Here is a 26,470-nt window from a genome sequence, read left to right as displayed (position 1 = left end):
TGCCTGAGTCGGGCTGCCTGAGTCGTTTCACTGCCTGAACGATAGAACAAGCAGAGCCATCATCCGCCGGCCAGCCGGGCCTTGATCGCTTTGGCGGCGTCGGTCAAGGATGCCACGAACGCTTGCACCAAGGGATTGGCGGGCCGGTGTTCAGGAAAGACTGCATTCACGCGAAAGGGCAGCGAACGCCGCAGCGGGCGGATATGCAGACCCCTGCCGACGAAGTCCAGCGCCGTCAGCGGGTTCACGATGGCCAACCCCAGCCCTTGCCTGACAAAAGTGCAGACCGACACGGCGGTGGGCGTTTCGACCACCGAGCGCCGCAACACGCCGACTTCAGCAAAGGCTTCGTCAATCTGTACCCGGTAGGGATCGTGGGCGGACAGGCTGACAAAGGCATGCCCTTCGAAATCAGCAAGATCGATTTCCTGGCGCGCCAAGAGCGGATGCCCATCGGGCAACACGCAGACCTCGTCCACTTGCAGCAACAGCTGCAAGCGCGTGCCGGCCGGCGCGGCATCCCGCTCGGTCAACCCAAGATCGTAGCGTTGGGCCGTCAGCCATTCCTCCAGAAACGGCGATTCTTGCGTCTCCACGGACAGGCTGACGCCAGGATGAAGATCGTGAAAACGCCGAAACGCATCCGGCAAGATGGAATGCGAGAACGCCGGCAAAGCGATCACGGACAGCTGCCCGCCCCGGAATTCGCGCAAACGGGCCGCGGCCGACACAACGCGCTCCAGCCCCGCATACGATTGCCGGATCTCGTCGTACAGCGCCAGCGCCGGCATGGTGGGCCGTAAACGCCCATGCACGCGTTCAAACAAGGCAAAGCCGATGCCCTGCTCCATCCGCGCCAATTCACGGCTGACGGTCGGTTGCGACGTGCTCAAGAGCTGCGCCGCGCGCGTGACGCTGCCCGCGATCATCACCGCGCGGAATACTTCGATATGGCGATGCGTCAACACGATGCGCTCCATATCAGGAATGAATGACCCTTCAACATATAAGCATTTTACTGGATGACACGAACCCGGCATCATGCCGCCTGGTTTCCTTTCCTTTTTCAAGGTTCATGCTTCATGGCTTTTGATCCGCGCCAACTTACCGAACTCGCCACGCAACATGGCACGCCGCTGTGGGTGTACGACGCCAGCGTCATCCGCGAACGCATCGCGCAGCTGCGCCGCTTCGACACCATCCGCTACGCGCAGAAAGCGTGCTCGAACCTGCACATCCTGCGCATGATGCGCCAGGAAGGCGCGGTGGTCGACGCCGTGTCGCTAGGCGAGATCGAGCGCAGCCTGGCCGCCGGATTCGACCCCAAGGGTGAACCGGAAGGCATGGTCTTCACGGCCGACCTGATCGACCACGCCACGCTGGCCACCGTACTTCGGCACGGCATCACCGTGAACGCCGGCTCGCTGGACATGTTGGACCGCGTGGGCCAGGCCTCGCGCGGCCACCGCGTTTGGCTGCGCATCAACCCCGGCTTCGGCCATGGCCACAGCAACAAGACCAACACCGGCGGCCCGCAAAGCAAACACGGCATCTGGATCGACGACGTGGCCCGGGCCGTGTCCATCGTGCGCCGCCACGGCCTGAAGCTGGTCGGCATTCACATGCACATCGGTTCGGGCGTGGACTACGGCCACCTGTCCAGCGTCTGCGACGCCATGGTCGACGTGGTGCGCTCGCTGGACCACGACATCGAAGCGATCTCGGCCGGCGGCGGCCTGTCGATTCCCTACCGCGATGGCGAGCCGCGCATCGACTGCGACCACTACTTCGAACAATGGGACGCGGCCCGCAAGCGCATCGAACAGTTTCTGCAACACCCGATCCGCCTGGAGATCGAACCCGGACGCTTCCTGGTCGCCGAGGCCGGCGTGCTGGTGACTGAGGTGCACGCCGTCAACCACCGCCCCGAGCGCGACTTCGCGCTGGTGGATGCGGGCTTCAATGACTTGATGCGCCCGGCCATGTACGGCAGCTACCACCGCATTTCCGTGCATGCTCCGGACGGTTCCGACCCGCAGGGCGCGGCCCAAACGCGCATTGCCGTCGCCGGGCCGTTGTGCGAATCGGGTGACGTGTTCACGCAGGAAGAAGGCGGCGTGATGTCGGATCAGCTGCTGCCGCAGCCGCGCATTGGCGACTTCATGGTGTTGCACAACGCGGGCGCGTACGGTTCGTCGATGTCATCGAACTACAACAGCCGGCCGCTGGCGCCTGAAGTGTTGCTGGACAACGGCCAGGCGCGGCTGATCCGTCGCCGCCAGACGGTGAGCGAACTGCTGGCGCTGGAAGACTGAGCGCCGGGCAACACCAGGCACAACGCTCAAAGCGCCACACCAGAGCACTGAAAGCCACTGAAAGCAAAGCACTGCCAACAAAGCACCACCAACAAAGCACTGCAAACAGCGCGCGCAATGCAAATCGCCCCGCATCGTTCGCGGGGCGTTTTCGCATATCAACGTCAGCCGGCGCAATCAGCTGGGAAAGGTTTCCCGCAAGGCAAAGGTGGCCTGCTTGAACACGCCCAGGTCCGTGCCCACCGCTACAAAGTGCATGCCCATGTCCAGATAGCGGCGCGCGTCCGCCTGCACCGGCGCCAGGATTCCCACGGCCTTGCCCTGGGCCGACACGCGTTCGTGCAGATGCCGAATGACCTCTTGCACTTCGGGGTGGCTCGGGTTGCCGATGTGGCCCAACGCGGCCGCCAGGTCCGACGGGCCGATGAACACGCCGTCCACGCCTTCCACCGCCGCAATCTCGTCCACCGCATCGATGCCCGGACGGCTTTCAATTTGCAGCAGCACGCAGATGTTGTCGTTGATGGTTTGCAGGTAATCGGGCACCGTGCCGTAACGGTTGCTGCGCTGCGCGCCGGCCACGCCGCGTATGCCCTCGGGCGGATAACGGGTGGCGGCTACCGCCAGCCGCGCGTCCGCTTCCGATTCAATGAACGGGATCAGCAGGTTGTAGAAGCCGATATCCAGCAAGCGCTTGATCTGCACCGGGTCGTTCCACGACGGACGGCCGACGGCCGCGCTGGCGCTGCCCTGCAACGCCTGTAGCTGCTGCAGGAACATCGGCACTTCGTTCGGCGAATGTTCGCCATCCAGCAGCAGCCAGTCAAAATCCGCCAGGCCGACGAGCTCTGCCGTGATGTGGCTGGACATACACATCCAAAAGCCGATGAGCCGCTCGCGCGCCAGGATGCGTTGGCGGAAACGGTTGGGTAAAGGTGAGTTCATTGCCACTTCCAATGTCGCAAAATAAAAACCAGAAACAACGCGCCGGGCTATGACCCGGCGCGCCCGTATTAATCCATGCGCGCGCCCGATGCCTTGGCCGCCTTGCCCCACTTGGCGATTTCGTTATCGACAAACGCCGAGAACGACTTCGGGTCGTCGCCCACCACCACAAAGCCCACGCTTTCGAGCTTTTGACGGATCTCGGGCGCCGCCAACGCCTTTACCGTCGCCTGGTTCAAGCGCTGGATCACGGCAGGCGGTGTCTTGGCGGGCGCCGACAAGCCGAACCACGATTCAGCCGAAAAACCGGGATAGCCGGATTCCGCCACCGTGGGCGTGTCGGGATAAGCGGGGTTGCGCTTGGCGCTGGCCACGGCCAACGCGCGCAGCTTGCCCGACCTGACTTGCGGCAGCAGCGTGTCCTGATTCAAGAACATCACTGACACACGCCCGCCGATCATGTCGGTAATCGCGGCCGCGCCGCCCTTGTAGGGCACATGCACCAAATCAATCTTGGCGTCTTGCTTGAGCATCTCCATGGCCAGATGGCCGGACGAGCCGCTGCCCGAACTCGCATGCGTGTACTTTCCCGGATTTTCGCGCGCCAACTTGATGAAATCGGCGAACGTCTTGCCCGGAAACTCCATGTTCGCGACCAGCACATTGGGGCCGGTGGCCAGCAAGGAGATATGCGCGAAGTCGCTGTTGCGATACGGCATGTTTTGGTAGACCGCGTAGCTGATGGCGTTGGAACCCACGCCCGATAGCAGCAGGGTATAGCCGTCAGGCTCCGCCTTGGCCACGACGTCCGATCCGATGTTGCCGTTGGCGCCGCCCTTGTTCTCGACGATGACGCTTTGGCCCAGCTCTTTGGAGAGCTCGGCGGCCAGCAGTCGGCCGACCGAGTCTGTGCTGCCGCCGGCCGGGAAAGGCACGATCAGCTTGACCGGTTTGGCGGGCCAGGCCGCCTGCGCCATGGCCGCCCCGGGCAATAGCGTCAGGGCACCAAGCGTGGCCGCCGCGAGCACGGCAAGGCGTCTGCGCGCCGAAGGTTTGGGTTGTTGCATGGTTGTCTCTTCCGTATGGTTTTTCTTGGGGAATGAGCCCGGTGGCCGGGTCTGCTGTTTTGGGTACAACAAAATCAGTGCAACAAGCGCCGTGCGATCAGATATCGTCCAGCAGATAGGGCGTGCCCGCGCGCTCGCAGATGCCGCGCAGGCGTTCGGCCAGGGCTGCCGAAATGGGTATGCCCGCGCGCAACCGACGCGCGCGCTCGGCCGCTTCGGGCTCGCCCGCCACCAGCACGGGTTCGTCGGGATTGGCGGGCGGCGTGTCGTGCAGCGCGTCGATCATGTCGTCCATATCGGATTCGAACGAGCCCGCCGCGCGGAACGCATCGGGGTTAAGCGCCAGGAAGAAGTGGCCCACGTCATCCGGTTCACCGGCCTTGCGCGTAGGCGCGCGGCGCGCGGCAAACGCGCTGCCGCTAAGTGTGCCGCCCAGAATCTGCGCCATCATCGCCAAGCCATAGCCCTTATGGCTGCTCATTGCCGGCGTGCCGCCCAAGGGAGTCAACCCGCCTTCGGGCTGCTTGAAGATGTACTGCATGGCCGCGTCGGCATCGGTCACCGCCGCACCCTGCCCGTCCACCGCCCAGCCGGGCGGCAGAGGCTTGCCCAAAAAGTCATACACCTTGACCTTGTTCGCGGCCACTGTCGTGGTGGCCATGTCCAGGACGAAAGGCTCGTTGTGCGCGGCCGGGGCGCCGAACGCAATAGGGTTGGTGCCCAGCATGGGCATGGCGCCGCGCGTGGGCACCATGATGATGCCGTTGGCGCTGCTGGTCACCAGGCCGACCACCCCGCGTTCCACCGCGATGCGCGCGTAAACGCCGGCCGCGCCGAAGTGATGCGAATTGCAGACCGACACCGCGCCCACCCCGTGTTCCAGCGCCTTGTCCACGGCCAGATGCATGGCCTGCGCCGCCACCGGATAGCCCAGACCGCCCATGCCGTCGATCAGCGCACTGGCGCCGCTGTCGCGCACCACGCGCGCGCGGGCATCCAGCCGCAACGACCCGGCACGCCACTTTTCCTCGTACGAAGGCAGCATCGAAATGCCATGCGAATCAATTCCCAGCAGATCCGTCCGCGCCATCAGGCCGGCGGTGGTGTGGGCCAGGTCTTCGTCCATGCCCCACGCTTTCAAGACCTGCAATATCTGTTCAAGCACCTGCTCTACCGGCACGTTTCTCGCTGTTGCTCCATTGCCTTGCACGGGTTGTCTCCGTTTGATGTGGTGAAGGGTGGCGGCGAGCCACGCGGGATGGATCAGTCGCGTTCGCGGTCCACCAGCCGATGGCGCGCCTGCCCCAGGTGAAACTGCATGGCGACGCGGGCGCGTTCGCTGTCCTGTTCGCGGATGGCGTCCAGGATGGTGGCGTGCTCGTCCACGACACGCTGCGCGCGCTGGCGCGAGCCGGTGCGGGTCAGGCTCAACGTCAGGCGCATGAAACCGTTGATGGATTCGTGGATGCTTTCCAGCACGCCCAGATAAAAATCATTGCCGCTGGCTTCGGCGATGCTGGCGTGGAAAGCCAGATCGGCCTCGGGCGAGACCTGGCCATGCGTCAGGCTGTCGGCAAAGGCCGCGTGCGCGTCAGTGATCTTCTTGAGCTGTTCGTCGGTGCGGCGCAGCGCCGCCAGCCGCGCGGCATCGCCTTCCAGCGCCACGCGCACCTCTTGTGCGCGCAGGTACGCGCTGACGTTCTGCACATCGTTGAACGTTTTCAGGCGTGGCGCGGGCTGGTGGCTGACGAAGGTGCCCAGCCCCTGATGCGCGGTGATCAGGCCATCGGCGCGCAGCCGCAGCAGCGCTTCGCGCACCACCGGCCGCGAGACCCCGAAGCGTTCCGATATCTCGTTTTCGGACGGCAGCTTGTCGCCGACATTAAGCCCGCCCGACACGATTTGTTCGAAGATTTGCCCGTAGACCTGGTCCGCCAGCCGCACCCGGTGTCCCCGTTCAAGCACATGGGAACCGGCGGCTTCGGCCTCGGCCGGCGCCTGCGGTTCGGATGATGTTGTTGCTTTGGATCGGGCCACGAAACCTCCTGAATGCGTAAGGCCTGCCCGCCTTTACGCGGACAGCGCCCATCGTACCGCCAACCGGCGGCAAGACGGGCGATGCGCGGCCGAGCCGTTCACGTTCAGGCCACCACGGCTTCCCGGTCCCAGGCCGCCAACTCGCGCGCGACGGGCGCCACGCGTTCGCGTTCGGCGCTGGAAATGCCGGTCAGCAGCGGCAACATGGGGCCCATGTTCGCCACGCCGGACAAGGTCACCGCGTCGTGCAGCACGCGAATCGGGCTGATGCCGTCGCGGCAGTCTTCCAGGCCCAGATATTGTTGGCGCACGGATTCGGCTTCGTCGTAGCGGCCATCGCGCAGCAGATGCAGCAAGCGCATGGACCCGCGCGGGGCGATGCAGACCGAGCCCGACGTGAAGCTCTTCAAGCCGAAATCGCGATAGTGCACGATGGCGGGGCGTTCGCCGATGCCGCTGACGATCCAGCGCGCGTCCACCGCTTGCAGCATCGACGACAGGTACGCGTCCTTGGCCGGTTCATCGCGCACCACCGCGTACTTGAACGCGGCGATGCGGCCTTCTTCGATCAAGCGCGCGGCGGTCTCGGGGGCCAGGTAGTCGGCGGACTTGATATAGACCACGGCCGGCTTGCCCAGCGCATCGGTAAAGCGGCGCACGCCGTCGGCCAGGCCGGCGTCCGTGTACGGGAACGACATCGGCAACAGCATGGCGGTGGGAAACGCGCGCGAACGCAGGATGGCGGCCTGGTCCATCATCTTGCCGTAGTCAGGGCCGACCGAGGGCAGGATCCATGTGTCCGCGCCGGCCAGGCCGGCCAGCATGTCCACGATGCGCGCGTATTCGCTGACGCCCACGTTGTAGAAATTGGCGTTGCCGCCGTACATGACGTTGCGCACGCCGCCCGCTTCCAGATGGCCAAGCAGGGCCTTGTTGGCGGCTTCGTTCAGCGAAAGATCGTCGTGGCGCGCCAGCGGCGGCACGGCAATGACCGAGCGTTGCAAGTCCTGCGCGGTGACCGGGGAAGTTTTCATGGACGGGGCTCCTGGCTGATCCAGTTGTCAGATAAGTAAGGTGAAAAAAGTATACTTGGTTGACAAGCATATTCTCAATACCTATATTTGTTTGACAAGTGAAACGGCATCACCAGAACATCCCACAAACGATGCGCGGCCACGCGCACACCGAGGAGACAACACCATGCATGCCCTATTCGCGCGACGCCGGCTGCTCGCTGCCGCCAGCCTCACGGCCATCGCCTTGACCTTGCCCGCCGCGCAGGCCCACGCCGACTATCCCGAACGCGACGTGAAGATCATCGTGCCCTTCCCTGCCGGCGGCACCGCCGACATCGCCGCGCGCGTGGTGGCTGCGGAACTGGGCAAAAGCTGGAACAAATCAGTGGTGGTCGACAACAAGGCCGGCGCGGGCGGCAACGTGGGCACGGCCGAAGCCGCGCGCGCCACGGCCGACGGCTACACCTTGTTGATGGGCACCGTCAGCACGCACGCCATCAACCAGTCCGTCTACAGCAAGCTGCCGTACGACCCGGTGAAGGACTTTGTACCGGTCACGCTGGTCATCCCGGTGCCGAACATTCTTGAACTGAATCCCAAATTCGCGGACAAGCATGGCATCCGCACGGTGGCGGACCTGATCAAATACCTGAAGGCCAATCCCGACAGCGTCAACATGGCGTCCACCGGCAACGGCACGTCCACGCACTTGTCGGGCGAACTGTTCCAGACAATGACGGGCACGCGCATGACGCACGTGCCCTACAAGGGCAGCAGCCCCGCGCTGACCGACGTGATGGGCGGTTCGGCCGACCTGATCTTTGACAACCTGCCTTCGTCCATGGGCTACATCAAGGGCGGCAAGCTGCGCCCGCTGGCCGTCACCACGGCGGCCCGCTCACCCGCGCTGCCGGACGTGCCCACGATGGCCGAAGCCGGCGTGAAGGGCTACGAGGCATCCAGCTGGTTCGGCCTGTTGGCGCCTGCCGGCACGCCGCCCGCCATCGTGGAAAAAATCCAGCGCGACGTGGCCGCGGCCTTGCAGCAAGAGCCGGTGCGCGCGCAGTTGCAGGCGCAAGGGGCCACGCCGTCGGGCAACACGCCTACGCAGTTCAAACAGTTCATGGCGCAAGAGACCGTCAAGTGGGCCGAGGTGGTGAAAGCCTCGGGCGCGAAAGTCGACTGAACCAACGCAGATTCAGGCCCGTGCGCAACGCGTGAGCGCCGGGCTTTTCATCACCACGCGAACCAGGAGACAACATGAATAAACTGTTCTGCGCGGCTGCCGCGGCGGGCGCCGTTCTACTTGCGGGCCCGGCGGCGCAGGCCGCCGGTTATCCGGAAAAGCCGGTCACCATGATCGTGCCCTTCGTGCCGGGCGGCTCGTCCGACATCACCGCGCGCTCGGTCACGCCCGCCCTGACCAAGATCCTGGGCCAGACCTTCGTGGTCGAGAACAAGCCCGGCGCCAACAGCGCCATCGGTGCCCAGGCGCTGGCCCGCAGCACGCCCGACGGCTACACGATGATGGTGGGCTCGATCGGCACCTTCGCCATCAACGAGGCGCTGTACAAGAACCTGTCCTACAACCCCAGCAAGGACTTTGCTTACCTGACGCAGGCGGTGCGCAACCCCAATGTGCTGGTCGCGTCTCCCAACTTTCCCGCCAGCACGGTGGCCGAACTGGTGGCCTATGCCAAGAAGAATCCGGGCAGCGTGTCGTACGCGTCCTCCGGCACCGGGTCGTCCGACCACCTGTCGGCGGTGCTGTTTCGCCAGCGCACGGACAGCACGGGCGTGGACGTGCCCTACAAGGGCGGCGGCGCTGCCATCGCGGACCTGATCGGCGGACAGGTGAACGTGTCGTTCCAGAACCTGGGCGCGGTGCAAAACCACATCAAGGCCGGCAAGCTCAAGGCGCTGGCCATCACCGGCGATGCCCGAGCGACCGACCTGCCCAACGTGCCGACCTTGGCCGAAGCCGGCATCAAGGACATGGTGGTGTATTCGTGGCAAGGCTTTGCCGTGCCCAAGAACACGCCGCCGGCAGTCGTTGAACAGCTGTCCAAGGCCTTGCAGACAGCGTTGCGCGACCCGAAGACCGAGCAGACGCTGCAAGGCCTGGGCTTTGAAGTCGTGGCGAATACTCCGCAGCAGTTCACCGCCTTCCAGCAAGGCGAGGTCAAGCGTTGGAAGGACGTCATCCAGAAGGCGAACATTCAGCTGGAGTGAAAGCCGCCACGCCTGATCCAGGCCAAGGCCAGCGCTAAGGCCAGGGCCAGGGCCAGGCAACCGTGAGGGGATGCCTGCGGGCATCCCCTCAGCGGTTTTCAAGGTCGAATCAAGTAGCATGACCGTTTTGCCACCCATCCGTACGACAACATGACCACCAAGCATCGCATCATCCAGGTCGGCTCGCTGGCCGGCTCGCCTTCCGCCAACAAGAACCTAGCCGAGCGCTATGACGTCGTGGAGCTATGGAAATTCCCCGACCGCAAGGCGGCCTTGGCTGACCATGGCAAGGGCATCACCGCCGTCGTCACGTCGGCCAACTTTGGCGCGGACGCCGAACTGATCAACGCGCTGCCCGATCTGAAAGCCATTTGCAGCTGGGGCGTGGGCTATGAAACCATCGACGTGGACGCCGCCAAAAAACGCGGCGTGCAGGTCAGCAACACGCCGGACGTGCTGACGGACTGCGTCGCGGATCTGGCCTGGGGCTTGTTGATCGCGGGTGCGCGCCGCATGGGCCAGGGCGAACGCTTTGTGCGCGCCGGCCAATGGGGTCAGGTGCACGGCAGCATCCCGCTGGGCCAGCGCGTCAGCGGCAAGAAGCTGGGCATCGTGGGCCTGGGCCGCATCGGCGAAGCCATCGCCAAGCGTGGCACGGGTTTCGACATGGACGTGCGCTATCACAACCGCAGAAAGCGCGACGACATCGCGTACGGCTACGAAGCATCGCTGGTAGACCTGGCCGCGTGGGCGGACTTCCTGGTGGTCGCCACCGTGGGCGGGCCCAGCACGCGCCACCTGGTCAACCAGGCCGTGCTGGAAGCGTTGGGTCCCAAGGGCATCATCGTCAATATCGCGCGCGGGCCGGTCATTGACGAGGCCGCGCTGGTGGCCGCACTGGAAGCGGGCAAGCTGGGCTGCGCGGCGCTGGACGTGTTCGAGCACGAACCCAAGGTGCCAGACGCGCTGAAGACCAGCGACAACGCCGTCGTGCTGCCGCACATCGGCAGCGCCACGCTGGAGACCCGCCTGGCCATGGAAAACCTGATGCTGGACAACCTGAAGGCGTACTTCGACACGGGCCACGTGATCACGCCGGTGGAATGAACGCCGCCGCGCGATGGCGCGGCCAAGCAGATAGCAAAAAAAGAAAGCAAAAGAACAGAAAGCAAAAATGAAAAAGCCTCTCGGTGCCCATACCGAGAGGCTTTCGACTTTCCGGCCCCAAGAGGTCGGTAGTCTTCCTGCAAAGGAACTACATCGGGCTTTTCAGCCCCCTGCCTACTTCGCCGGCGTCGTGGCGCCGGAATGGTCCATCTTTGATGCGCCTGATTTCGCGGCCGCCGGTTTGGCGGACGTTTTGTCAGACTTGTGATGCTTATGCTGCGCGTGGGTCTTGGTATCACCCGCCTTGGTCGTGGCATCGGCGCCCGCCGCGAACGCCGAAGGCGCAGCAGCAAGACCGAGGCACAAGGCCGAGGTGGATAAGAACGCAGCGATACGGGAGTGAGTCGTCATTACATGAACTCCTGAATGTGCAAGGCCGAAGCCTAACCGACACGGGGCGGCAACATCGCCGCTTACCCCGTACTCCGTTTGAAGTTCACCGGCTGCGAAGGTTCAATGCGGAACCAGAAAATTTCGGCTGCTAACGCTTGGAAATATGGCTTGAGGATATGGCTTAAGGATATGGCTTGAAGTTATGCCTACGGTTATGCCTACGACTCAAACGCCAGCAAGGCCACGGTGGCGAACAGCATCAATGCGAAGCAGACTCTCAGCTTGCGTTCAGGCAGCTTGTAGGCCAGGCGCACACCGACCGGCACGAACAGCAGGCTGCCGATGGCCAAGGGCACGCCCACCGTCCAGTCCGCCTGGCCGGCCCATGCATACGTGATCAGCGCGATGGTCGACCCGGGGATCACCATGCTTAGCGCCAGGGCCTGCGCCACCGTCTGCGGCAAGCGGAACACCGTGGTGATGATGGGCACGGCCAGCACCGCACCGCCCACGCCGAAGAAGCCACCCAACGTGCCGCACAGCATGCCCAGCACGCTGGCGCGGCGCGGGGTGAAGACCGGTGCACGCTTGTGGTCGGACTGCGGCTTGTGGTTGGAGTGCAGCTTCTGGTCGGACTGCGCTTTGGACGGCGCTTGCCCTGCTGCACGGCGCGCGGCAAGGCGGCCCGCACGCCAGGTCTGCCAGACGGAGAACAGCGCGATAAAGAACAGGAACACGGCGAAGCTTCGACGCAGCACGCTGGAATCAATGCCCAGCGCCAGCCGCGCGCCCACCCAGGTGAACACCACCGCGCCGGCCGCCCCGGCGGCAGCCACGCGCTTGTCGATGCGCGTTTGCTGGTTGTATTTCCGCACCGCCATGGTGATGGCGGGCAGCACCATGATCAGCGCGGTGCCCTGCGCCAACTGCTGCGACATGCCCATCAACAGCACCAGCGCCGGAATGGCGATGAGCCCGCCCCCGATGCCCAGCACGCCGCCCATGAAACCAATCAGGCTACCCGCGGCCAGGCACGCGGCAATCACTAACAGACTCACGTCTTGCTCCAACAGCCCTTGCCTGCGCGGCAAGGGGAAAACAGCGCGTCAGCGCAACTTGTCCAACGCGGCGTCCAGCCGGTCCACCGCCCAGATCTCCAACCCTTCAATGGGTTGGCGCGGGGCGTTGGCCTTGGGGATCAGCGCAATCGAAAAACCCAACTTGGCGGCTTCGCGCAGGCGTTCCTGACCGCGCGGCGCGGGACGGATCTCGCCGGCCAGACCAACTTCGCCGAACGCGATCAGGCCGCGCGGCAAGGGCTTGTCGCGCAACGAAGACATGATGGCCAGCAGCACCGGCAAGTCGGCGGCCGGTTCGGTGATGCGCACGCCGCCCACGGCGTTGACGAACACGTCCTGGTCAAACGTGGTGACACCCGCGTGCCGGTGCATCACCGCCAGCAACATGGCCAGCCGGTTGCCTTCAAGGCCCACCGTCAGGCGGCGCGGATTGGGCGAATGCGAACTGTCGACCAATGCCTGGATTTCAACCAGCAGCGGGCGCGTTCCCTCTTGCGTGGCCATCACGCAGGAACCGGCCACCTGCTGCTCGTGCTGGGACAGGAACAGCGCGGACGGGTTGGCCACGCCGCGCAGGCCACGGTCGGTCATCGCAAAAACGCCCAGCTCGTTGACGGCGCCAAAGCGGTTCTTGAATGCGCGCACCAGCCGGAACGAGGAATGCGTGTCGCCTTCGAAATACAGCACGGTGTCCACAATGTGCTCCAGCACGCGCGGGCCGGCCAGCGCGCCGTCCTTGGTGACGTGGCCGATCATGACGATCGCGATGCCGGTCTGCTTGGCCAGGCGCGTCAATTGCGCCGCGCATTCGCGCACCTGCGACACCGACCCCGGCGCGGCGCTGAGTTCGCCGCTGTACAGGGTCTGGATGGAGTCGATAACGGCCACGGTAGGCTTCTGTTCGGACACGGCGGCCTGGATCGCTTCCAGGCGGATCTCGGCCAGCAGGTTCACGTTGCCCGTCTGCAAGTCCAGCCGGCGTGCGCGCAAGGCGACCTGTTCGGCCGATTCCTCGCCCGTCACATACAGCACGTTGGTGGTTTCGGACAGCGAGGCCAGCGCCTGCAACAACAGCGTGGATTTGCCGATCCCCGGATCGCCGCCGATCAGCACCACGGCGCCGGCGACCAGGCCGCCGCCCAGGACGCGGTCGAATTCGTCCAGCCCGGTCGGCTGGCGTGGTGTTTCGCGGGCTTCGATTTCAGACAGGCTGCGCACCGGGCTGGCAGAGGCCAGCGGCGCGTAACGGTGCGCGGCGGCGGCGGGCGTCGAGGACTCGACGGTTTCTTCCAGCGTGTTCCAGGCGTTGCAATGCGGGCATTTACCCTGCCACTTCGGGGTGGTGCCGCCGCAGTCGGCGCACACATATACGGTTCGGGATTTGGCCATGCGCGAAAGTGTACCGGCAAGCGCAAGATTTCAATCTGCTTTCAATAACAGGGCCGGGCCAAAATAACATCGCCGCCGTGCAAGAAAACCCCGCCCGGAATCGCGCAAATCGCGCATAATCGTCCAGTGCAGCGCATTGTCGAACCGCCCAGCCCAGGGCGGCATACCCGGCGCCGAACGCCCCTCAGGGCGCGGCAACGGGAATCGCGGCGCATTCGCCCTGCGGCCCTGGCCGCATAAACCGGAACACGACCCTAGCCACGACGAGACCGCCGGACCACCGGCGCGGCGCCCAGCAAGGTCAAACGCGTAGGCGTCTTGCCACCAGACGCCGCCGCGAGGAGTACGCGCATGAGCATTACCTATCGGCCCCCCTTCGACGAAGACGATGAACGGGATCTGCGCGCCCTGTACCGCAAGCCCGGACCCGGCAGCAGTCCCGAACTGGACGCGGCGGTACGTCGTGCCTGGCACCCTGGCCACAGCTGGCACCCCGGCTGGGCAGCCGCCGCCTGCGCCGCCATGGTCGCCGGCTTGTTCGCTTGGACGGACATGCGCGAAGCCGCGGACATGCACGAGCAGAATTCGCCGCTGACCGCTTCCCATGACAGCAGCACCGAACGCAACCCCGCCCCCATTGCATTGACGGACGCGTTGTCGGGCAAGTCGGCCACCGTGGCCCAACGCGTCTCTGCCCCCCAAAACGAACCTGCCGCTGTCCCGCCGCTACCGGCAGCCACCGCCGAACCGCAACCGCAAGCCGCCCCCGCGGGCGTTGCACAGGAAGGCGACGCCACCGCCACCGAGGTCGTGGCGTTCAGCGAAGCCGATATCGAAGCCCGCGTGGCGCACATCCGGCAGTTGGTGCAAGACGACCAGCAAGCCGATGCCGTGCAGGCGTTGCACGAACTGCAACAAGGCGCGCCCGACCTGGCCTTGCCCGACGACTTGCAGGAATTGGCGCAGCAGAACCCCGCCTGACGGCAGGACATAGCGCCGCCGCACTGCTTGCCCGCACCGCCGCCGCCGCGCCCATCAGGCGCCGCCGGCGGCGGTGTTGCGCGCATGACGCATCAAAATTTGTGGTCAAAAAATGGGCGGCTTCTTGCTAACATAGCCGCCATGAGTCCCAGCTTCCACCACCGCAATCTTCCCCACCTGCTGCTATACGCGCGCGAAACCCTGATGGCGCATTTCCGCCCCGTGCTGCACGCGGCCGGCGTCACCGAACAACAATGGCGGGTGTTGCGCACCCTTAGCGAAACGGGCGCGATGGAGCCCAACCAGATTGCGCGCAGTTGCCAGATTCTCAGCCCCAGCCTGACGCGGATGCTGGCCGGCATGGAAGAACAGGGCCTGATCAAGCGCGCCCGCTCCAGCGCGGACCAGCGTCGCCAGGAAATATCCCTGACGCCCAAAAGCCACAAACTGATCGACCGCATGCGCCCGCAGGTGGACGCGAAGTATCAGGAAATCGAGGCCAAGATCGGCAAGGAATTGCTCGACCGCCTGTATCAGGACGTGGACACAATGGTCGAGCTGATACGCCGTGACCCGCCCCCGGCCGACGCCAAGGAAACGGCCGACGCGTAGCAGCATCGGCCCGCCACCTGCCGAAACTTAGTCCGGCACCGGAAAGATCGCGTTGATCTGCCCCGTGCCCGAACTGGTGAAGTAGTCGGTGACGATTTCCACCGGCCTGTCGTAGCCGTCCCACCCCAGCAGGCCCAGCAGCATGGCGGTGTCGTGCATGCCGCCCTCGCCCACGCACAAATCGGCGTATTCGGGCAGCATGGCGCAAAACGTCTTCCAGTCGCCCTGGCGCCAAAGATCGACGACGCGCAAGTCCACCTGCTTGAAAAATTCGCGGCTGATCTGGTGCATCGCGGCTTCGGGACTGTTGTTGTCGTTAAAGCGATGCGACAACGACCCGCTGGCCAGCACGGCAACGCGGCTGTCGCTGGCCTGGATGGCCTGGCCCAACGCCGCGCCAAAGCGCCGGCTTTCGTCCAGGCTGTGCCAGGCGCACCATGCCGCTACCGACACCACCTTGAAGCGGCCATCGGCGTTCATGTAGCGCATGGGCACCAGCGTGCCGTATTCCAGTTCCAGGCTGTCGATTTCGTGGCTGCGCGTGCCCACGCCCGCCGCGTTGGCGCTTTCGGCGATGCGGCGACCCAGGTCGGGGTTGCCGTCGTACGCGTAGTGCATGTCCTTGATGAAATGCGGCAGTTCGTTGCTGGTGTAGCAGCCCTTGAAGGCGCGGTTGGCGTTGACGTGATACCCCGCGTTCACCAGCCAATGCACGTCCAGCACCACGATCGTGTCCACGTCCAGCTCGCGGCAGCGTTGGCCAATGATGCGGTGGCCCTCGATGGCGGCTTCGCGGCAACCGTGATGCTTGCCGGGAAGCTCCGACAAGTACATCGACGGCACGTGGGTCACCTTGGCGGCCAGTGCAAGCTTACCCATGATGGTTGTCTCCTTGTTGCATTCACACGCCCCATCTGGGGATGTGGTGGCTGCCCATCGACACGCACACGTTCTTGATTTCGGCGAACACCTCGTAGCTGTATTCCCCGCCTTCGCGTCCCGTGCCGGATTCCTTGGTGCCGCCGAACGGCTGGCGCAGATCGCGTACGTTTTGGCTGTTGATGAACACCATGCCTGCTTCGATGCCGCGCGCCAAGCGGTGCGCGCGGCCGATGTCGCTCGTCCAGATGTACGAGGCCAGGCCGTATTTGACATCGTTGGCCAGCGCCAGCCCGTGGGCTTCGTCCTTGAACGGGATCAGGCAGGCGACCGGCCCGAAAATTTCTTCCTGCGCGCAACGCATGCGGTTGTCCACGTCGGCCAGCACCGTGGGCCGCACGAAATTGCCGCCCGCCAGATGGGCGGGCAACCCTTCCGGCTTGCCCGCGCCGCCCGCCAGGATACGCGCCCCTTCCTGTTCGGCCAGTTGAATGTAGCCGGTGACCTTTTCCCAATGCTGACGCGTGATCATCGCGCCCACGTGGGTGGCCTCATCAGCCGGGTCGCCGACCACCAGGCGCTGGGCGCGCGCGGCGAACTTTCGCACGAAATCGTCGTAGATGGATTGCTGCACGAAGATGCGCGAGCCCGCGGTGCAGCGTTCGCCGTTCAGCGAAAAAATCGTGAACAGCGCCGCGTCCAGCGCGCGGTCGACGTCGGCGTCGTCAAAAATCAGCACGGGCGATTTGCCGCCCAGCTCCATCGAATATTTCTTGATGCCGCCCGCGCTGGCCATGATTTTCTTGCCGGTGACCGTGCCGCCTGTGAACGAGATGGCGCGCACGCCCGGGTGCCGCACCAGCGCATCGCCCGCGTCCGCGCCATAGCCCTGCACCACGTTCAGCACGCCGGCGGGAATGCCGGCTTCAAGCGCCAGCCGGCCCAATTGGTCGGCGGTCAGCGGGGACAATTCAGACATCTTCAGCACGGCGGTATTGCCCAGCGCCAGGCACGGCGCCGTCTTCCAGGTGGCCGTCATGAAGGGCACGTTCCACGGTGACACCAGCGCGCACACGCCCACCGGCTGATACAGCGTGTAGTTCAGCATTTGATCGTCCACCGGATAGGTGTGGCCGTTCATGCGGGTGCAGACTTCGGCAAAGAAATTGAAGTTCTCGGACGCGCGCGGAATCAGCTGTTTGCGCGTTTGCGAAATGGGCAGGCCCGTGTCCTGGGTTTCCAGTTCGGCCAGATGCGGCACGTTGGCGTCGATAAGTTCGCCCAGGCGGCGCATCAACCGCGCGCGCTCCTTGGCGGGCGTGTTAGCCCACTTGGGAAACGCGTCCGCCGCCGCCGCCACGGCCGCGTCGATTTCTTTCTTCCCGCCCGCCGCCACTTCGGCAATGGCCTCGCCCGTGGCGGGGTTGTAGGTGACGAAGCGGTCAGCGCTATCGACCTGCTGGCCGTTGATCCAATGCTTGATGCTCACGTGCGGCTCCTCGTTCTTATCGCGGCGCAATGCGTCGCCCCATTTAATTAACACGTTAACTTTATGCTGCCGGGATGGCGCTGTCAACGGCGGGATTCCCGGGTCGCATCGCGCGTCTGGCGCATTGCCGTCGATCCGCTTTCCCGCTATTCTAATTAACATGCTAACTATTTTGGCGGAGACACCATGCCCCATATCTGGATCGAGTATTCAGGCAACCTTGCCCTGGATACCCGTGCGCTGATGCGCGCGGTGCAAGGCGCCGCCGTCGGCGACGGCAGCTTGTTTCCGCTGGCAGGCGCGCGCACCCGGGCACTGCGTGTGGACGACTGCCTGATCGTGGACGGCCACCCCGACAACGCGTTCGTGCACGTGGTGCTGCGCATCGGCCACGGCCGCACCGACGCGCAAAAGGCCGCGTTGGGCGAGCAGGTGTTCCTGGCGCTGAACACCGCGCTGGCGCCGCACCTGGCCATGCGGCCGTTGGGCATTTCGATGCAGATCGAAGAAGCGGACCCGGTGCTGAACTACAAGCACAACAACTACCGCCACTATCTTGCGCAACGCGCGGCGGCGGCCAGCGCGGCCTTGGCGCAGCCGCCGCGCACCGTGGTCGGTGTGGCGCTCAACACGCGCCAGTCGCTTGACGCATTGGGCGACGCCGTCAACGCGCCGCCCTACAAGGCCGCCCCGCGCGCACCCGTGCTGTACATCAAGCCCGCCAACACCTATGCGCGCGACGGCGACACCATCACGCTGCCCGCCGATGCGCAAGAGGTGCAGGTAGGCGCCTGCCTGGGCGTGGTGTTCGCGCGCCGCGCCAGCCGCGTCAGCCAGGCGGATGCGCTGGACTACGTGGCGGGCTATCGCGTGGTGGCGGACCTTTGCGTGCCGCACGACAGCTATTTCCGGCCCGCCCTTAAGCAACAGTGCCGCGATGGGTTCTGCCCCATCGGCGACACGCTGGCGTCGGTATCGCCGGCAATCAATCCGGATGCGTTGGACATCGAAGTGCTGGTGGACGGCGTTGTCAGGCAGCGCGCCAGCACCGCCGACCTGTTCCGCCCCGTTGCGCGCCTGATCGCCGACGTGACCGAGTTCATGAGCTTTGACGCCGGCGACATCCTGCTGGTGGGTACGCCGCACGATGCGCCACGCGTGCGCGCCGGGCAACGCTATGACATCCGCATCGCGCAGGTCGGCACGCTGGGCAACACGTTGGCCGCAACCTGAGGACATCACCATGAAACACGCACGCATCGCTTACGAGGGCGTCATCCACTCCGTTACCGAAGCCGACGGCGCGCCGGGCAGCGTACGGCTGCCGGACGGGCGCGTCCTGGCCGAAGGCGCGGTGACATGGTTGCCACCCATCGAACCGCGCACCACCTTCACGCTGGCCATCAATTACGCGGATCACGCCAAGGAACTGGCGTTCAAGGCGCCCGACGAGCCGCTGGGTTTTCTGAAAGCCGCCAATACGTTCGTGGGCCATCGCGCGCACACGCTGCGCCCGGCCGACGTGGCATTCATGCACTACGAGTGCGAGCTGGCCGTGGTCATCGGCAAGACGGCGCGCAACGTCACGCGCGAGCAGGCCTACGACTATGTCGCGGGCTACACGGTGGCCAATGACTATGCGCTGCGCGACTACCTTGAAAATTGGTATCGCCCCAACCTGCGCGTGAAAAACCGCGATACCTGCACGCCGCTGGGCCCCTGGCTGGTGGACCGCGACGATGTGCCCGACCCCATGAACCTGACGCTGCGCACCACGGTCAACGGCGTTCAGACCCAGCTTGGCAACACGCGCGACATGGTGTTCGACGTGCCCGCGCTGATTGAATATTTCAGCAGTTTCATGACCTTGTCCCCGGGCGACCTGATCCTGACCGGCACGCCGGACGGCATCGTCAACGTCATGCCCGGCGACGTGGTCGTGACGGAAATCGAAGGCGTCGGAAGGCTGGTCAACACGCTGGCGCCCTTCCCGTCTTAACCCTAATCCGGACCTTCCATGCTAGACACCCAAACCGTACGCAGCATCGCCGCGCGCCTGCATGAAGCAGAACGCACGCGGACGCAGATCCGCCAGATTTCGCTGGACCATCCCGACATCGATATCGCCGACGCCTACGCCGTCCAGCGCGCCTGGATGGACATCAAGCTGGCCGAAGGCCGCACCCGGCGCGGTCACAAGATCGGTCTCACGTCCCGCGCGATGCAGCAGTCATCGCAGATCGACGAGCCCGATTTCGGCATGCTGCTGGACGACATGTTCTTCGAGGACGGCGGCACCATTCCCGCCGGCCGCTTCATCCTGCCGCGTCTGGAAGTCGAGCTGGCCTTCGTGCTGGGCAAGCGGCTGCAAGGCCCGCACGTGACGCTGTTCCAGGTGTATGACGCGGTGGACTACGTGATCCCCGCGCTGGAGATCATCGACGCGCGCTCGCACGGCATCGACCCCGATACCAAGCGGCCGCGCAAGGTATTCGACACCATCGCCGACAACGCGGCGAACGCAGGCGTGGTGATGGGCGGGCGGCCTATAAAGATGGGCGATTTCGACCTGCGCTGGGTCGGCGCGATTTTGTCGCGCAACGCCGTGATTGAAGAAACCGGCGTGGCGGCGGGCGTCTTGAATCACCCGGCCAATGGCGTAGTATGGCTGGCTAACAAGCTGGCCGCCCACGACGTGGCGCTTGAAGCGGGCGAGATCATTCTGTCGGGTTCCTTCACCCGCCCCGTTGCCGCCCGGCCGGGCGACACCTTCCACGTCGATTACGGGGCGCTGGGTTCCGTCAACTGTCATTTCAACTAACACGGCACGCCGTCCATGGACATCCTGACCAATACCTTCAAGCAAGCCTTGCGCGACCGCCAACCCCAGATCGGCCTGTGGGCCGGCCTGGCCAGCGCCTACACATCTGAAATCATTGCGGGGGCCGGCTTCGACTGGCTGCTGATCGACGGCGAACATGCGCCGAACACCTTGCAGACCACCTTGTCGCAATTGCAATCCGTGGCCGCCTATCCGGTGGCGCCCGTGGTGCGCCCGGCGTGGAACGACCCGGTGCAGATCAAGCAGATCCTGGACACCGGCGCGCAGACCTTGCTGGTGCCGATGATCCAGTCCGCCGACGAAGCGCGCGCGGCCGTAGCGGCGGTGCGCTATCCGCCGGCCGGCATCCGGGGAGTGGGCAGCGCGCTGGCGCGTTCGTCGCGCTGGAATCGCATCCCCAACTACCTGGAACGCGCCAACGACCAGATGTGCGTGCTGGTGCAGATTGAAACGCCGGCTGGCATCGACGCGCTGGACGACATCCTGGCGGTGGATGGCGTGGACGGGGCGTTCATCGGCCCGGCCGATTTGTCCGCGGGCATGGGCTTTTTGGGGCAGCCGGATCACCCCGAGGTGCTGGCAACCATCGACCAGGCCATTGCGCGCATCGTGCGGTCTGGCAAGGCCGCGGGCATCCTGCACAGCGGCGTGGCGCAGGCCAAGCACTACCTGTCGTTGGGCGCGACCTTCGTGGCAGTCGGCGTGGATGCCGTGTTGCTGGCGCGCGCGGCGGAAAACCTGGCCGGCGAATTCAAGGACGTGCGGCCGGTGGCGGCGGGCAAAGGCCCCTACTGAATCCGCGACGCATCAAACGGGCAGAAAAAAAGCGCACCGACTAATTCCGGTGCGCTTTTTGTTTGGGCCTGACCGTGATCAGGATCGGCCGGCCACGCTGCCGCCGCCGTCCACGCCCAGCACCTGGCCGGTAATGAACCCCGCGTCGTCCGACAGCAGGAAGGCAATGGCGGCCGCCACTTCGGCCGGCGTGCCCAGGCGCTTCATGGGCACGGAGGCCAGCGCGCGCTTTTCGCCATCGCTACCTGCCGGGCGGGTGGCGCGGAACATTTCCGTTTCAATCGGGCCGGGCGCGACCGCGTTGGCGGTCACGCCGTATTCGGCCAGTTCAAGGGCCCACGTGCGGGTGCAGCCCACCAGTGCGCTCTTGGCGGCCGAGTACGCCGTACGGTCCAACCCGCCATGGATGGCGCGGCTGACCACGTTGACGATGCGGCCGGCGCGGCGCACCTTCATGGATTCGATGAACGCCTGGGTGACCTGCACCGCCACGCGCACATTCAGGTCCAGCACGTTGTACAACGTGGCCAGGTCGATTTCGCCCAAGGGTTGCGGCGACGCAATGCCCACGTTGTTGACCACGGCGTCCACGGGAAACTTCTCGCGGATTTCGCGCAGCACTTCCTCGGTGCGGCCGGCGTCAGCCAGGTCACAGGCATACAGATAGCCGGGAAAGTCCACGTCGGTGGTGTTGCGCGCAATGCCGACCACATGACAGCCCATGTCGGACAGACGCTGCGTCAGCGCCCAGCCTATGCCCTTGGTGGCGCCCGTAATGAGCACACATTTGTCCTTCATGGATTGAAACCTCGTCGTCAGATTGCTGGGTCAAAAACGGGCGCGTGGGCGCCCGGTGTTCCAAGTAGACACCATCCGGGGATGGCTGTCTTGTAAATTGCGTAGCAATTTCTGCCCACCGGACACCCGGCCAAAATCGGCCAGGTCGGGCGGCGATACGCTCAGGCGTCGCGGCTGACCGGCACGCGTGGCGCCAGGGCGCACAGCAATTCGTAGCCGATGGTGCCGGCGGCCTGTGCCACTTCGTCCACCGAGGGGCCGTCTTCGCCCCACAACACGACGGGCGCGCCGACACCGGCGGCGGGAATCGGGTCCAGGTCGACGATCAGCATGTCCATCGACACGCGGCCGACCAATTGCGTACGGATGCCCGCCACGACCACGGGCGTGCCGGTGGTGGCGTGGCGCGGGTAGCCGTCGGCGTAGCCGCAGGCGACGATGCCGATCCGCATGGCGCGTTCGGCGCGGAAAATCGCACCGTAGCCCACGGAATCGCCCGCCTTCAGTTCCTGCACGGCGATGATTTCAGAGGCCAGCGTCATGGCCGGCTTCAGGCCGAAGGACGCGGCTTCGGCATCCGCGAACGGCGACGCGCCGTACAGGCAGATGCCCGGGCGCACCCAATGGGTCTGCGTGGGCGAGCTGACGGCGATGTCGGCAAAGCGCAGCGTGGCGGCCGAGTTGCAGACGCTGATGGTGCCGGGCATCTTATGCGTCACCGAATTAAACAGGGCCAGCTGCTCGCTCACACCCTGAGGGCCGTCGGCGCAGGCAAAGTGCGTCATCTTGCCCACCGACCCCAGCGTGCCCTGCTGCTGTAGCAACATGGCGCGTTCATGGGCAGCGGGGTAGGAAGCCGGGCTAAAACCCAGGCGGTTCATGCCGCTGTTGAGCTTGAGCATGACATCCACGCGCCGGGTGAAACGGGCGCGCGACAGCATGTCCAGCTGCTCGCGATTGTGTACCGTGGTGCTCAGGTGATAGCGGTCGACCAGATCCAGATCGGCGGGTTTGAAGAACCCTTCCAGCAGCAGGATCGGGCCGCCCCAACCGGCCTCGCGGCAGCGCACGGCCTCGTCCAGGTCCAGCATGGCCAGGCCCTGCGCCTTGGAAAACCCCGTCACTGCCTGCTCGATGCCATGGCCGTAGGCATTGGCCTTGATGACTGCCCAGATGGACGGCGGCAACCCGCCCGCGGCGGCGGCGGTCTGTTCAAGATGGTGGCGCACGGTGGCAAGATTGTGCGCAAGCGCGGAGACGGAGACGGTGGCGGATATGGGGCGCGGCATGGTGTGGGATCCTGTGGCGCTTAAGTCTAACTGATCGCCGCCCGGAGGGAGGGCATCTGCAATGACATCTCTGATGGCATCGCGCCCCCAAAGGCGACTACTCTAAAATGGTGCGATCCCGTCCCGGGACCGCCCTCTGTACCGCTATCCATGTCCATCGATCACTACGAGAACTTTCCCGTCGCCTCGCTGCTGTTGCCGCGCAGGCTGCGCGGCGCCGTGACCGATATCTACCGGTTTGCCCGCGCCGCGGACGATATTGCCGATGAAGGTAGCGCGTCCGACGAAGAACGGCTGGCGCAACTGGCGGCTTTCCGCACCGAACTGCACCGCATCGGCGCCGAACCGGGCGTGACGCCCGCGCCGGGCTTGCCGCCGCTGGCCGACATCTTTACGCCGCTGGCCCAGACCATCGCGCGCCATCAACTGCCCATCACGCCGTTCTACGACCTGCTGTCCGCATTCGAGCAGGACATCACCGTCAAGCGCTACGAAGACTACGCCACCCTTGCCGACTACTGCACGCGCTCGGCCAACCCGGTGGGCCGCCTGATGCTGCATCTGTTCGACGCGTGCAGCCCCCAGGACGTGGCCGAAAGCGACGCCATCTGCACCGGCTTGCAGCTGGTGAACTTTTGGCAGGACGTGCGGGTCGATTGGCACAAGCAGCGCGTGTACCTGCCGCAAGAAGACCTGCGCCGCCATGGCATTACCGAAGAAGACCTGGCGGCGTGCCGGCTGACCCCGCAATGGCGCGAGCTGATGGCCTTCGAGGTCGAACGCACGCGTGCACTGCTACACTTCGGCGCTCCGCTGGCGCGCCGCCTGCCCGGCCGCATCGGCCTGGAGCTGCGCCTGGTGGTGCAAGGCGGGCTGCGCGTGCTGGAGCGTATCGAGGCGAGCGGCTACGATGTATTCATGAACCGCCCCGAATTGGGCGCCAAAGACTGGGCCATCATGCTGTGGCGCTCTATCAAGTAACAGGCCCTGCCTATCTATGACCCCTGACGAATATTGCCAGGAGAAAGCCGCCAAAAGCGGTTCCAGCTTCTACTACTCATTCCTGTTCCTGCCGCCCGAACGCCGCCGCGCGATCACGGCGCTTTACGCCTACTGCCGCGAAGTGGACGACGTGGTCGACGAATGCACCGACCCGTCGCTGGCCCGCATCAAGCTGGCCTGGTGGCGCACGCAGGTCGACCAGATGTTCGACGGCAAGCCCGATCACCCCGTGACGCGCGCGCTGCAACCGCACCTGCAAACCTGTTCCATCACCCGCGAACGCTTGCTGGCCGTGGTGGACGGCATGGAAATGGACCTGGACCAGACGCGCTACCTGGACTGGCCCGGCCTGCGCAAATACTGCTGGCACGCGGCCGGCGTGGTGGGCGAATTGTCCGCCGGCGTGTTCGGCTATAGCGATCCCAAGACGCTGGTCTATGCCGAAAAGCTGGGCCTGGCGTTCCAGATGACGAACATCATCCGCGACGTCGGCGACGACGCGCGCCGGGGCCGCATCTACATCCCGGTCAACGACATGCAGCAATTCGAGGTCAAGGCCTCGGACATCCTGAATGGCGAATACTCCGAGCGCTTCAGCGCGCTGATGAAGTTCCAGGCCGATCGCGCCCGCGAACTCTATCGCGAAGCCATGAGCAACCTGCCCGAGGTCGACCGCCGTTCGCAGCGGCCGGGCTTGATGATGGCGGCCATCTACTACGCGCTGCTTGATGAAATCGAGCGCGACAACTGGCAGGTGCTGCACCAGCGCATCTCGCTCACGCCGCTGCGCAAGCTGTGGCTGGCCTGGAAAACGTGGGTGGGCGGCGGACGCGGACTGGTCCGCCGGCTGGCGCGGTGAAGGCGGCGGTAATCGGCGCGGGCTGGGCCGGCTTGGCGGCCAGCATCGCGCTGCGCGAAGCCGGCGCCAAGGTCACGGTGTTTGAAGCCGGCCACACGCCCGGCGGCCGCGCGCGCCGCGTCTTCCATGAATCGTTTGAAGCGCCGCTGGACAACGGCCAGCACATTTTGTCGGGCGCCTACCGGCATACGCTGGCGCTGATGCGCCGCGTGGGCCGCAACCCCGATGCGCTGCTGATGCGCCGGCCGCTGCGGCTGGCCAGCCTGGACGGGCGCTTTCGCCTGTCCGCTCCCCGGCTGCCCGCGCCCTTGCACATGGCCGCCGCCTTGCTGTTTGCGCGCGGCCTGAGCTGGGCGGAACGCTATGCGTCGCTGCGGCTGATGCGCGGTTTGAAAGCCATGTCCTGGTCTCCGCCGCGCGACTGGACGGTGCTGCATCTGCTGCACTATCACGCGCAGTCCGATGCGCTGATCCGGCAGCTTTGGGAACCGCTGTGCCTGGCGGCGCTGAACACCCCATGCGCCACCGCCAGCGCCACACTGTTTGCGCGCGTGTTGCGCGACAGCCTGGCAGGCACGCGCGAAGACAGCGATCTGCTGCTGCCCTGCACCGACCTGTCGGCGCTGTGGCCCGACGCCGCGGCGCGCCAGGTCACCATGCGCTACGGCAACACGGTGCGCCAGCTGCATCCGTCGGACGACGGCATTGTGGTCAACCAGGAACGCTTTGACGCCGCCGTGCTGGCCGTGCCCCCGACGTACGCGGCTCGCTTGCTGGACGCGCCCTTGCGCCAGGCCGGCGCGACGGGCCTGCTGGAAGCGCTGAAGGCCTTTGACTACCTGCCCATCGCCACCCTGAACGTGCGGCTGGCCGAACCCTGGCGGCTGCCCGAACCCATGATGATGCTGCGCGAGGAAGCCGCGCGCGGGCATGTGGGGCAATGGGTTTTTGACCGTGCGCAATTGGCGGGTGACGCCAAGGCGGGCGAATTTGCCGTGGTGGCCAGCGCGGCCACCAGCATCGCCGAACGCAACCGGCGCCAGGTGATCGAAGCGCTGATCGACCAGGTGGCCGAACAGGCGGCGCGCCATCCCGCGCGTTTGCCCGCCATGCCGGAAGTGACGGCGGCCGAACTGCTCATTGAAAAGCGCGCCACTTTCGCGGCGGTGCCGGGCGTGACGCGCCCGCTGAACACCACCCCATGGCGCACGCTGGCCCTGGCGGGCGACTGGACCGATACCGGCTACCCCGGCGTGCTGGAAGGCGCGGTGCGAAGCGGCCTGCAAGCCGCTCGCGTGTTGAACCCCCGCGCCGATTAACGCGTGAACGCGGCGGGCGCAAGCC

General features: G+C 65.3%; 26 protein-coding genes. 13 read left to right on the top strand and 13 right to left on the bottom strand.

Translation table 11 applies throughout. The features are described 5' to 3' along the window. Positions 1-59: 59 nt before the first annotated feature. A complete protein-coding gene (locus AC6LJY_RS24010; RefSeq protein WP_046804783.1) occupies positions 60-968 on the bottom strand; it encodes a LysR family transcriptional regulator in 909 nt (302 codons plus the stop codon). Between the two features lie 114 nt (positions 969-1,082). Between AC6LJY_RS24010 and lysA the strand changes: the two genes are divergently transcribed. Beyond that, entirely contained in the window at positions 1,083-2,315 is a 1,233-nt protein-coding gene (lysA, locus tag AC6LJY_RS24005; protein ID WP_498136919.1) for a diaminopimelate decarboxylase, read from the top strand. Positions 2,316-2,492: 177 nt separating this feature from the next. Here the strand turns inward: lysA and garL are convergent, their stop codons facing one another. The 5 genes from garL to AC6LJY_RS23980 all read right to left on the bottom strand — a co-directional run bounded on the left by garL (position 2,493) and on the right by AC6LJY_RS23980 (position 7,398). After that, entirely contained in the window at positions 2,493-3,260 is a 768-nt protein-coding gene (gene garL, locus AC6LJY_RS24000) for a 2-dehydro-3-deoxyglucarate aldolase (RefSeq protein ID WP_104144412.1), read from the bottom strand. A gap of 68 nt (positions 3,261-3,328) precedes the next feature. Beyond that, positions 3,329-4,327 (bottom strand): Bug family tripartite tricarboxylate transporter substrate binding protein, encoded by a 999-nt coding sequence (locus tag AC6LJY_RS23995; RefSeq protein ID WP_046804715.1) that lies wholly within the window; start codon positions 4,325-4,327, stop codon positions 3,329-3,331. A 97-nt stretch (positions 4,328-4,424) separates the two neighbouring features. Further along, positions 4,425-5,537: an Ldh family oxidoreductase gene (locus tag AC6LJY_RS23990; protein WP_498136918.1), complete on the bottom strand. Its 1,113-nt coding sequence runs from the start codon at positions 5,535-5,537 to the stop codon at positions 4,425-4,427. Positions 5,538-5,590: 53 nt separating this feature from the next. After that, positions 5,591-6,292, bottom strand: a complete 702-nt coding sequence (locus tag AC6LJY_RS23985; RefSeq protein ID WP_162941334.1) for a FadR/GntR family transcriptional regulator — start codon at positions 6,290-6,292, stop codon at positions 5,591-5,593. Between the two features lie 176 nt (positions 6,293-6,468). Beyond that, positions 6,469-7,398, bottom strand: a complete 930-nt coding sequence (locus AC6LJY_RS23980) for a dihydrodipicolinate synthase family protein (RefSeq protein WP_498136917.1) — start codon at positions 7,396-7,398, stop codon at positions 6,469-6,471. 166 nt (positions 7,399-7,564) lie between these two features. On the opposite strand from AC6LJY_RS23980, the gene AC6LJY_RS23975 reads away from it, so the two are divergent. From AC6LJY_RS23975 to AC6LJY_RS23965, 3 genes are all read left to right on the top strand, one after another. Next, positions 7,565-8,566, top strand: a complete 1,002-nt coding sequence (locus AC6LJY_RS23975) for a Bug family tripartite tricarboxylate transporter substrate binding protein (RefSeq protein WP_046804719.1) — start codon at positions 7,565-7,567, stop codon at positions 8,564-8,566. Positions 8,567-8,640: 74 nt separating this feature from the next. Beyond that, the gene (locus AC6LJY_RS23970) at positions 8,641-9,612 is read left to right on the top strand and encodes a Bug family tripartite tricarboxylate transporter substrate binding protein (RefSeq protein ID WP_104144410.1); all 972 of its coding nucleotides are present in this window, start codon (positions 8,641-8,643) and stop codon (positions 9,610-9,612) included. 150 nt (positions 9,613-9,762) lie between these two features. After that, the gene (locus AC6LJY_RS23965; protein ID WP_314358660.1) at positions 9,763-10,719 is read left to right on the top strand and encodes an NAD(P)-dependent oxidoreductase; all 957 of its coding nucleotides are present in this window, start codon (positions 9,763-9,765) and stop codon (positions 10,717-10,719) included. Between the two features lie 174 nt (positions 10,720-10,893). On the opposite strand, the gene AC6LJY_RS23960 is transcribed toward AC6LJY_RS23965, so the two are convergent. The 3 genes from AC6LJY_RS23960 to radA all read right to left on the bottom strand — a co-directional run bounded on the left by AC6LJY_RS23960 (position 10,894) and on the right by radA (position 13,580). Beyond that, complete coding sequence (locus tag AC6LJY_RS23960) at positions 10,894-11,130, bottom strand: hypothetical protein (RefSeq protein ID WP_046804722.1); 237 nt, start codon at positions 11,128-11,130, stop codon at positions 10,894-10,896. Positions 11,131-11,330: 200 nt separating this feature from the next. Beyond that, a complete protein-coding gene (locus tag AC6LJY_RS23955; protein ID WP_498136916.1) occupies positions 11,331-12,170 on the bottom strand; it encodes a sulfite exporter TauE/SafE family protein in 840 nt (279 codons plus the stop codon). A 48-nt stretch (positions 12,171-12,218) separates the two neighbouring features. After that, positions 12,219-13,580: a DNA repair protein RadA gene (radA, locus tag AC6LJY_RS23950; protein WP_046804723.1), complete on the bottom strand. Its 1,362-nt coding sequence runs from the start codon at positions 13,578-13,580 to the stop codon at positions 12,219-12,221. 351 nt (positions 13,581-13,931) lie between these two features. On the opposite strand from radA, the gene AC6LJY_RS23945 reads away from it, so the two are divergent. Together AC6LJY_RS23945 and hpaR are read left to right on the top strand one after the other, a co-directional pair. Further along, a complete protein-coding gene (locus AC6LJY_RS23945; protein ID WP_498136915.1) occupies positions 13,932-14,561 on the top strand; it encodes a hypothetical protein in 630 nt (209 codons plus the stop codon). Between the two features lie 141 nt (positions 14,562-14,702). Beyond that, positions 14,703-15,173 carry a homoprotocatechuate degradation operon regulator HpaR gene (gene hpaR, locus AC6LJY_RS23940; protein WP_104144408.1) on the top strand — a complete coding sequence of 157 codons (471 nt, stop codon included), beginning with the start codon at positions 14,703-14,705 and terminating at the stop codon, positions 15,171-15,173. A gap of 27 nt (positions 15,174-15,200) precedes the next feature. Here hpaR and hpaD read toward each other — a convergent pair whose 3' ends face one another. Continuing rightward, on the bottom strand, positions 15,201-16,052 hold the full coding sequence (gene hpaD, locus AC6LJY_RS23935; RefSeq protein WP_104144407.1) for a 3,4-dihydroxyphenylacetate 2,3-dioxygenase: 852 nt from the start codon (positions 16,050-16,052) through the stop codon (positions 15,201-15,203). A 22-nt stretch (positions 16,053-16,074) separates the two neighbouring features. Continuing rightward, positions 16,075-17,541, bottom strand: coding sequence for a 5-carboxymethyl-2-hydroxymuconate semialdehyde dehydrogenase (hpaE, locus tag AC6LJY_RS23930; protein WP_498136914.1), 1,467 nt, complete (start codon positions 17,539-17,541; stop codon positions 16,075-16,077). 186 nt (positions 17,542-17,727) lie between these two features. Here hpaE and AC6LJY_RS23925 point away from each other — a divergent pair, with 186 nt between their 5' ends. The 4 genes from AC6LJY_RS23925 to hpaI are packed head-to-tail and all read left to right on the top strand — an operon-like array spanning position 17,728 to position 21,178. Then, positions 17,728-18,774, top strand: a complete 1,047-nt coding sequence (locus AC6LJY_RS23925) for a fumarylacetoacetate hydrolase family protein (protein WP_498136913.1) — start codon at positions 17,728-17,730, stop codon at positions 18,772-18,774. Between the two features lie 10 nt (positions 18,775-18,784). Further along, positions 18,785-19,540, top strand: coding sequence for a fumarylacetoacetate hydrolase family protein (locus AC6LJY_RS23920; protein WP_498136912.1), 756 nt, complete (start codon positions 18,785-18,787; stop codon positions 19,538-19,540). Between the two features lie 18 nt (positions 19,541-19,558). Beyond that, positions 19,559-20,362, top strand: coding sequence for a 2-oxo-hept-4-ene-1,7-dioate hydratase (gene hpaH / locus AC6LJY_RS23915; protein WP_120156259.1), 804 nt, complete (start codon positions 19,559-19,561; stop codon positions 20,360-20,362). A gap of 15 nt (positions 20,363-20,377) precedes the next feature. Then, positions 20,378-21,178 carry a 4-hydroxy-2-oxoheptanedioate aldolase gene (hpaI, locus tag AC6LJY_RS23910; RefSeq protein ID WP_046804731.1) on the top strand — a complete coding sequence of 267 codons (801 nt, stop codon included), beginning with the start codon at positions 20,378-20,380 and terminating at the stop codon, positions 21,176-21,178. Between the two features lie 78 nt (positions 21,179-21,256). Here the strand turns inward: hpaI and AC6LJY_RS23905 are convergent, their stop codons facing one another. Then, complete coding sequence (locus AC6LJY_RS23905; RefSeq protein WP_046804732.1) at positions 21,257-21,976, bottom strand: SDR family oxidoreductase; 720 nt, start codon at positions 21,974-21,976, stop codon at positions 21,257-21,259. Between the two features lie 161 nt (positions 21,977-22,137). After that, positions 22,138-23,265: an alanine racemase gene (gene alr / locus AC6LJY_RS23900; protein WP_046804733.1), complete on the bottom strand. Its 1,128-nt coding sequence runs from the start codon at positions 23,263-23,265 to the stop codon at positions 22,138-22,140. Positions 23,266-23,415: 150 nt separating this feature from the next. Here alr and hpnC point away from each other — a divergent pair, with 150 nt between their 5' ends. The 3 genes from hpnC to hpnE are packed head-to-tail and all read left to right on the top strand — an operon-like array spanning position 23,416 to position 26,445. After that, positions 23,416-24,246 carry a squalene synthase HpnC gene (gene hpnC, locus AC6LJY_RS23895; RefSeq protein ID WP_104144403.1) on the top strand — a complete coding sequence of 277 codons (831 nt, stop codon included), beginning with the start codon at positions 23,416-23,418 and terminating at the stop codon, positions 24,244-24,246. A 16-nt stretch (positions 24,247-24,262) separates the two neighbouring features. Beyond that, positions 24,263-25,126 carry a presqualene diphosphate synthase HpnD gene (gene hpnD, locus AC6LJY_RS23890; RefSeq protein ID WP_046804735.1) on the top strand — a complete coding sequence of 288 codons (864 nt, stop codon included), beginning with the start codon at positions 24,263-24,265 and terminating at the stop codon, positions 25,124-25,126. Then, positions 25,123-26,445: a hydroxysqualene dehydroxylase HpnE gene (gene hpnE, locus AC6LJY_RS23885; protein ID WP_104144402.1), complete on the top strand. Its 1,323-nt coding sequence runs from the start codon at positions 25,123-25,125 to the stop codon at positions 26,443-26,445. Before hpnD ends, hpnE begins: the two co-directional genes overlap by 4 nt. The last annotated feature ends 25 nt before the right edge of the window (positions 26,446-26,470 follow it).

This window comes from Achromobacter sp. RT286_PF (assembly GCF_059760425.1).
Note: the sequence above shows the minus strand (reverse complement) of the source record. Positions and strands in the feature narration are given on the sequence as shown.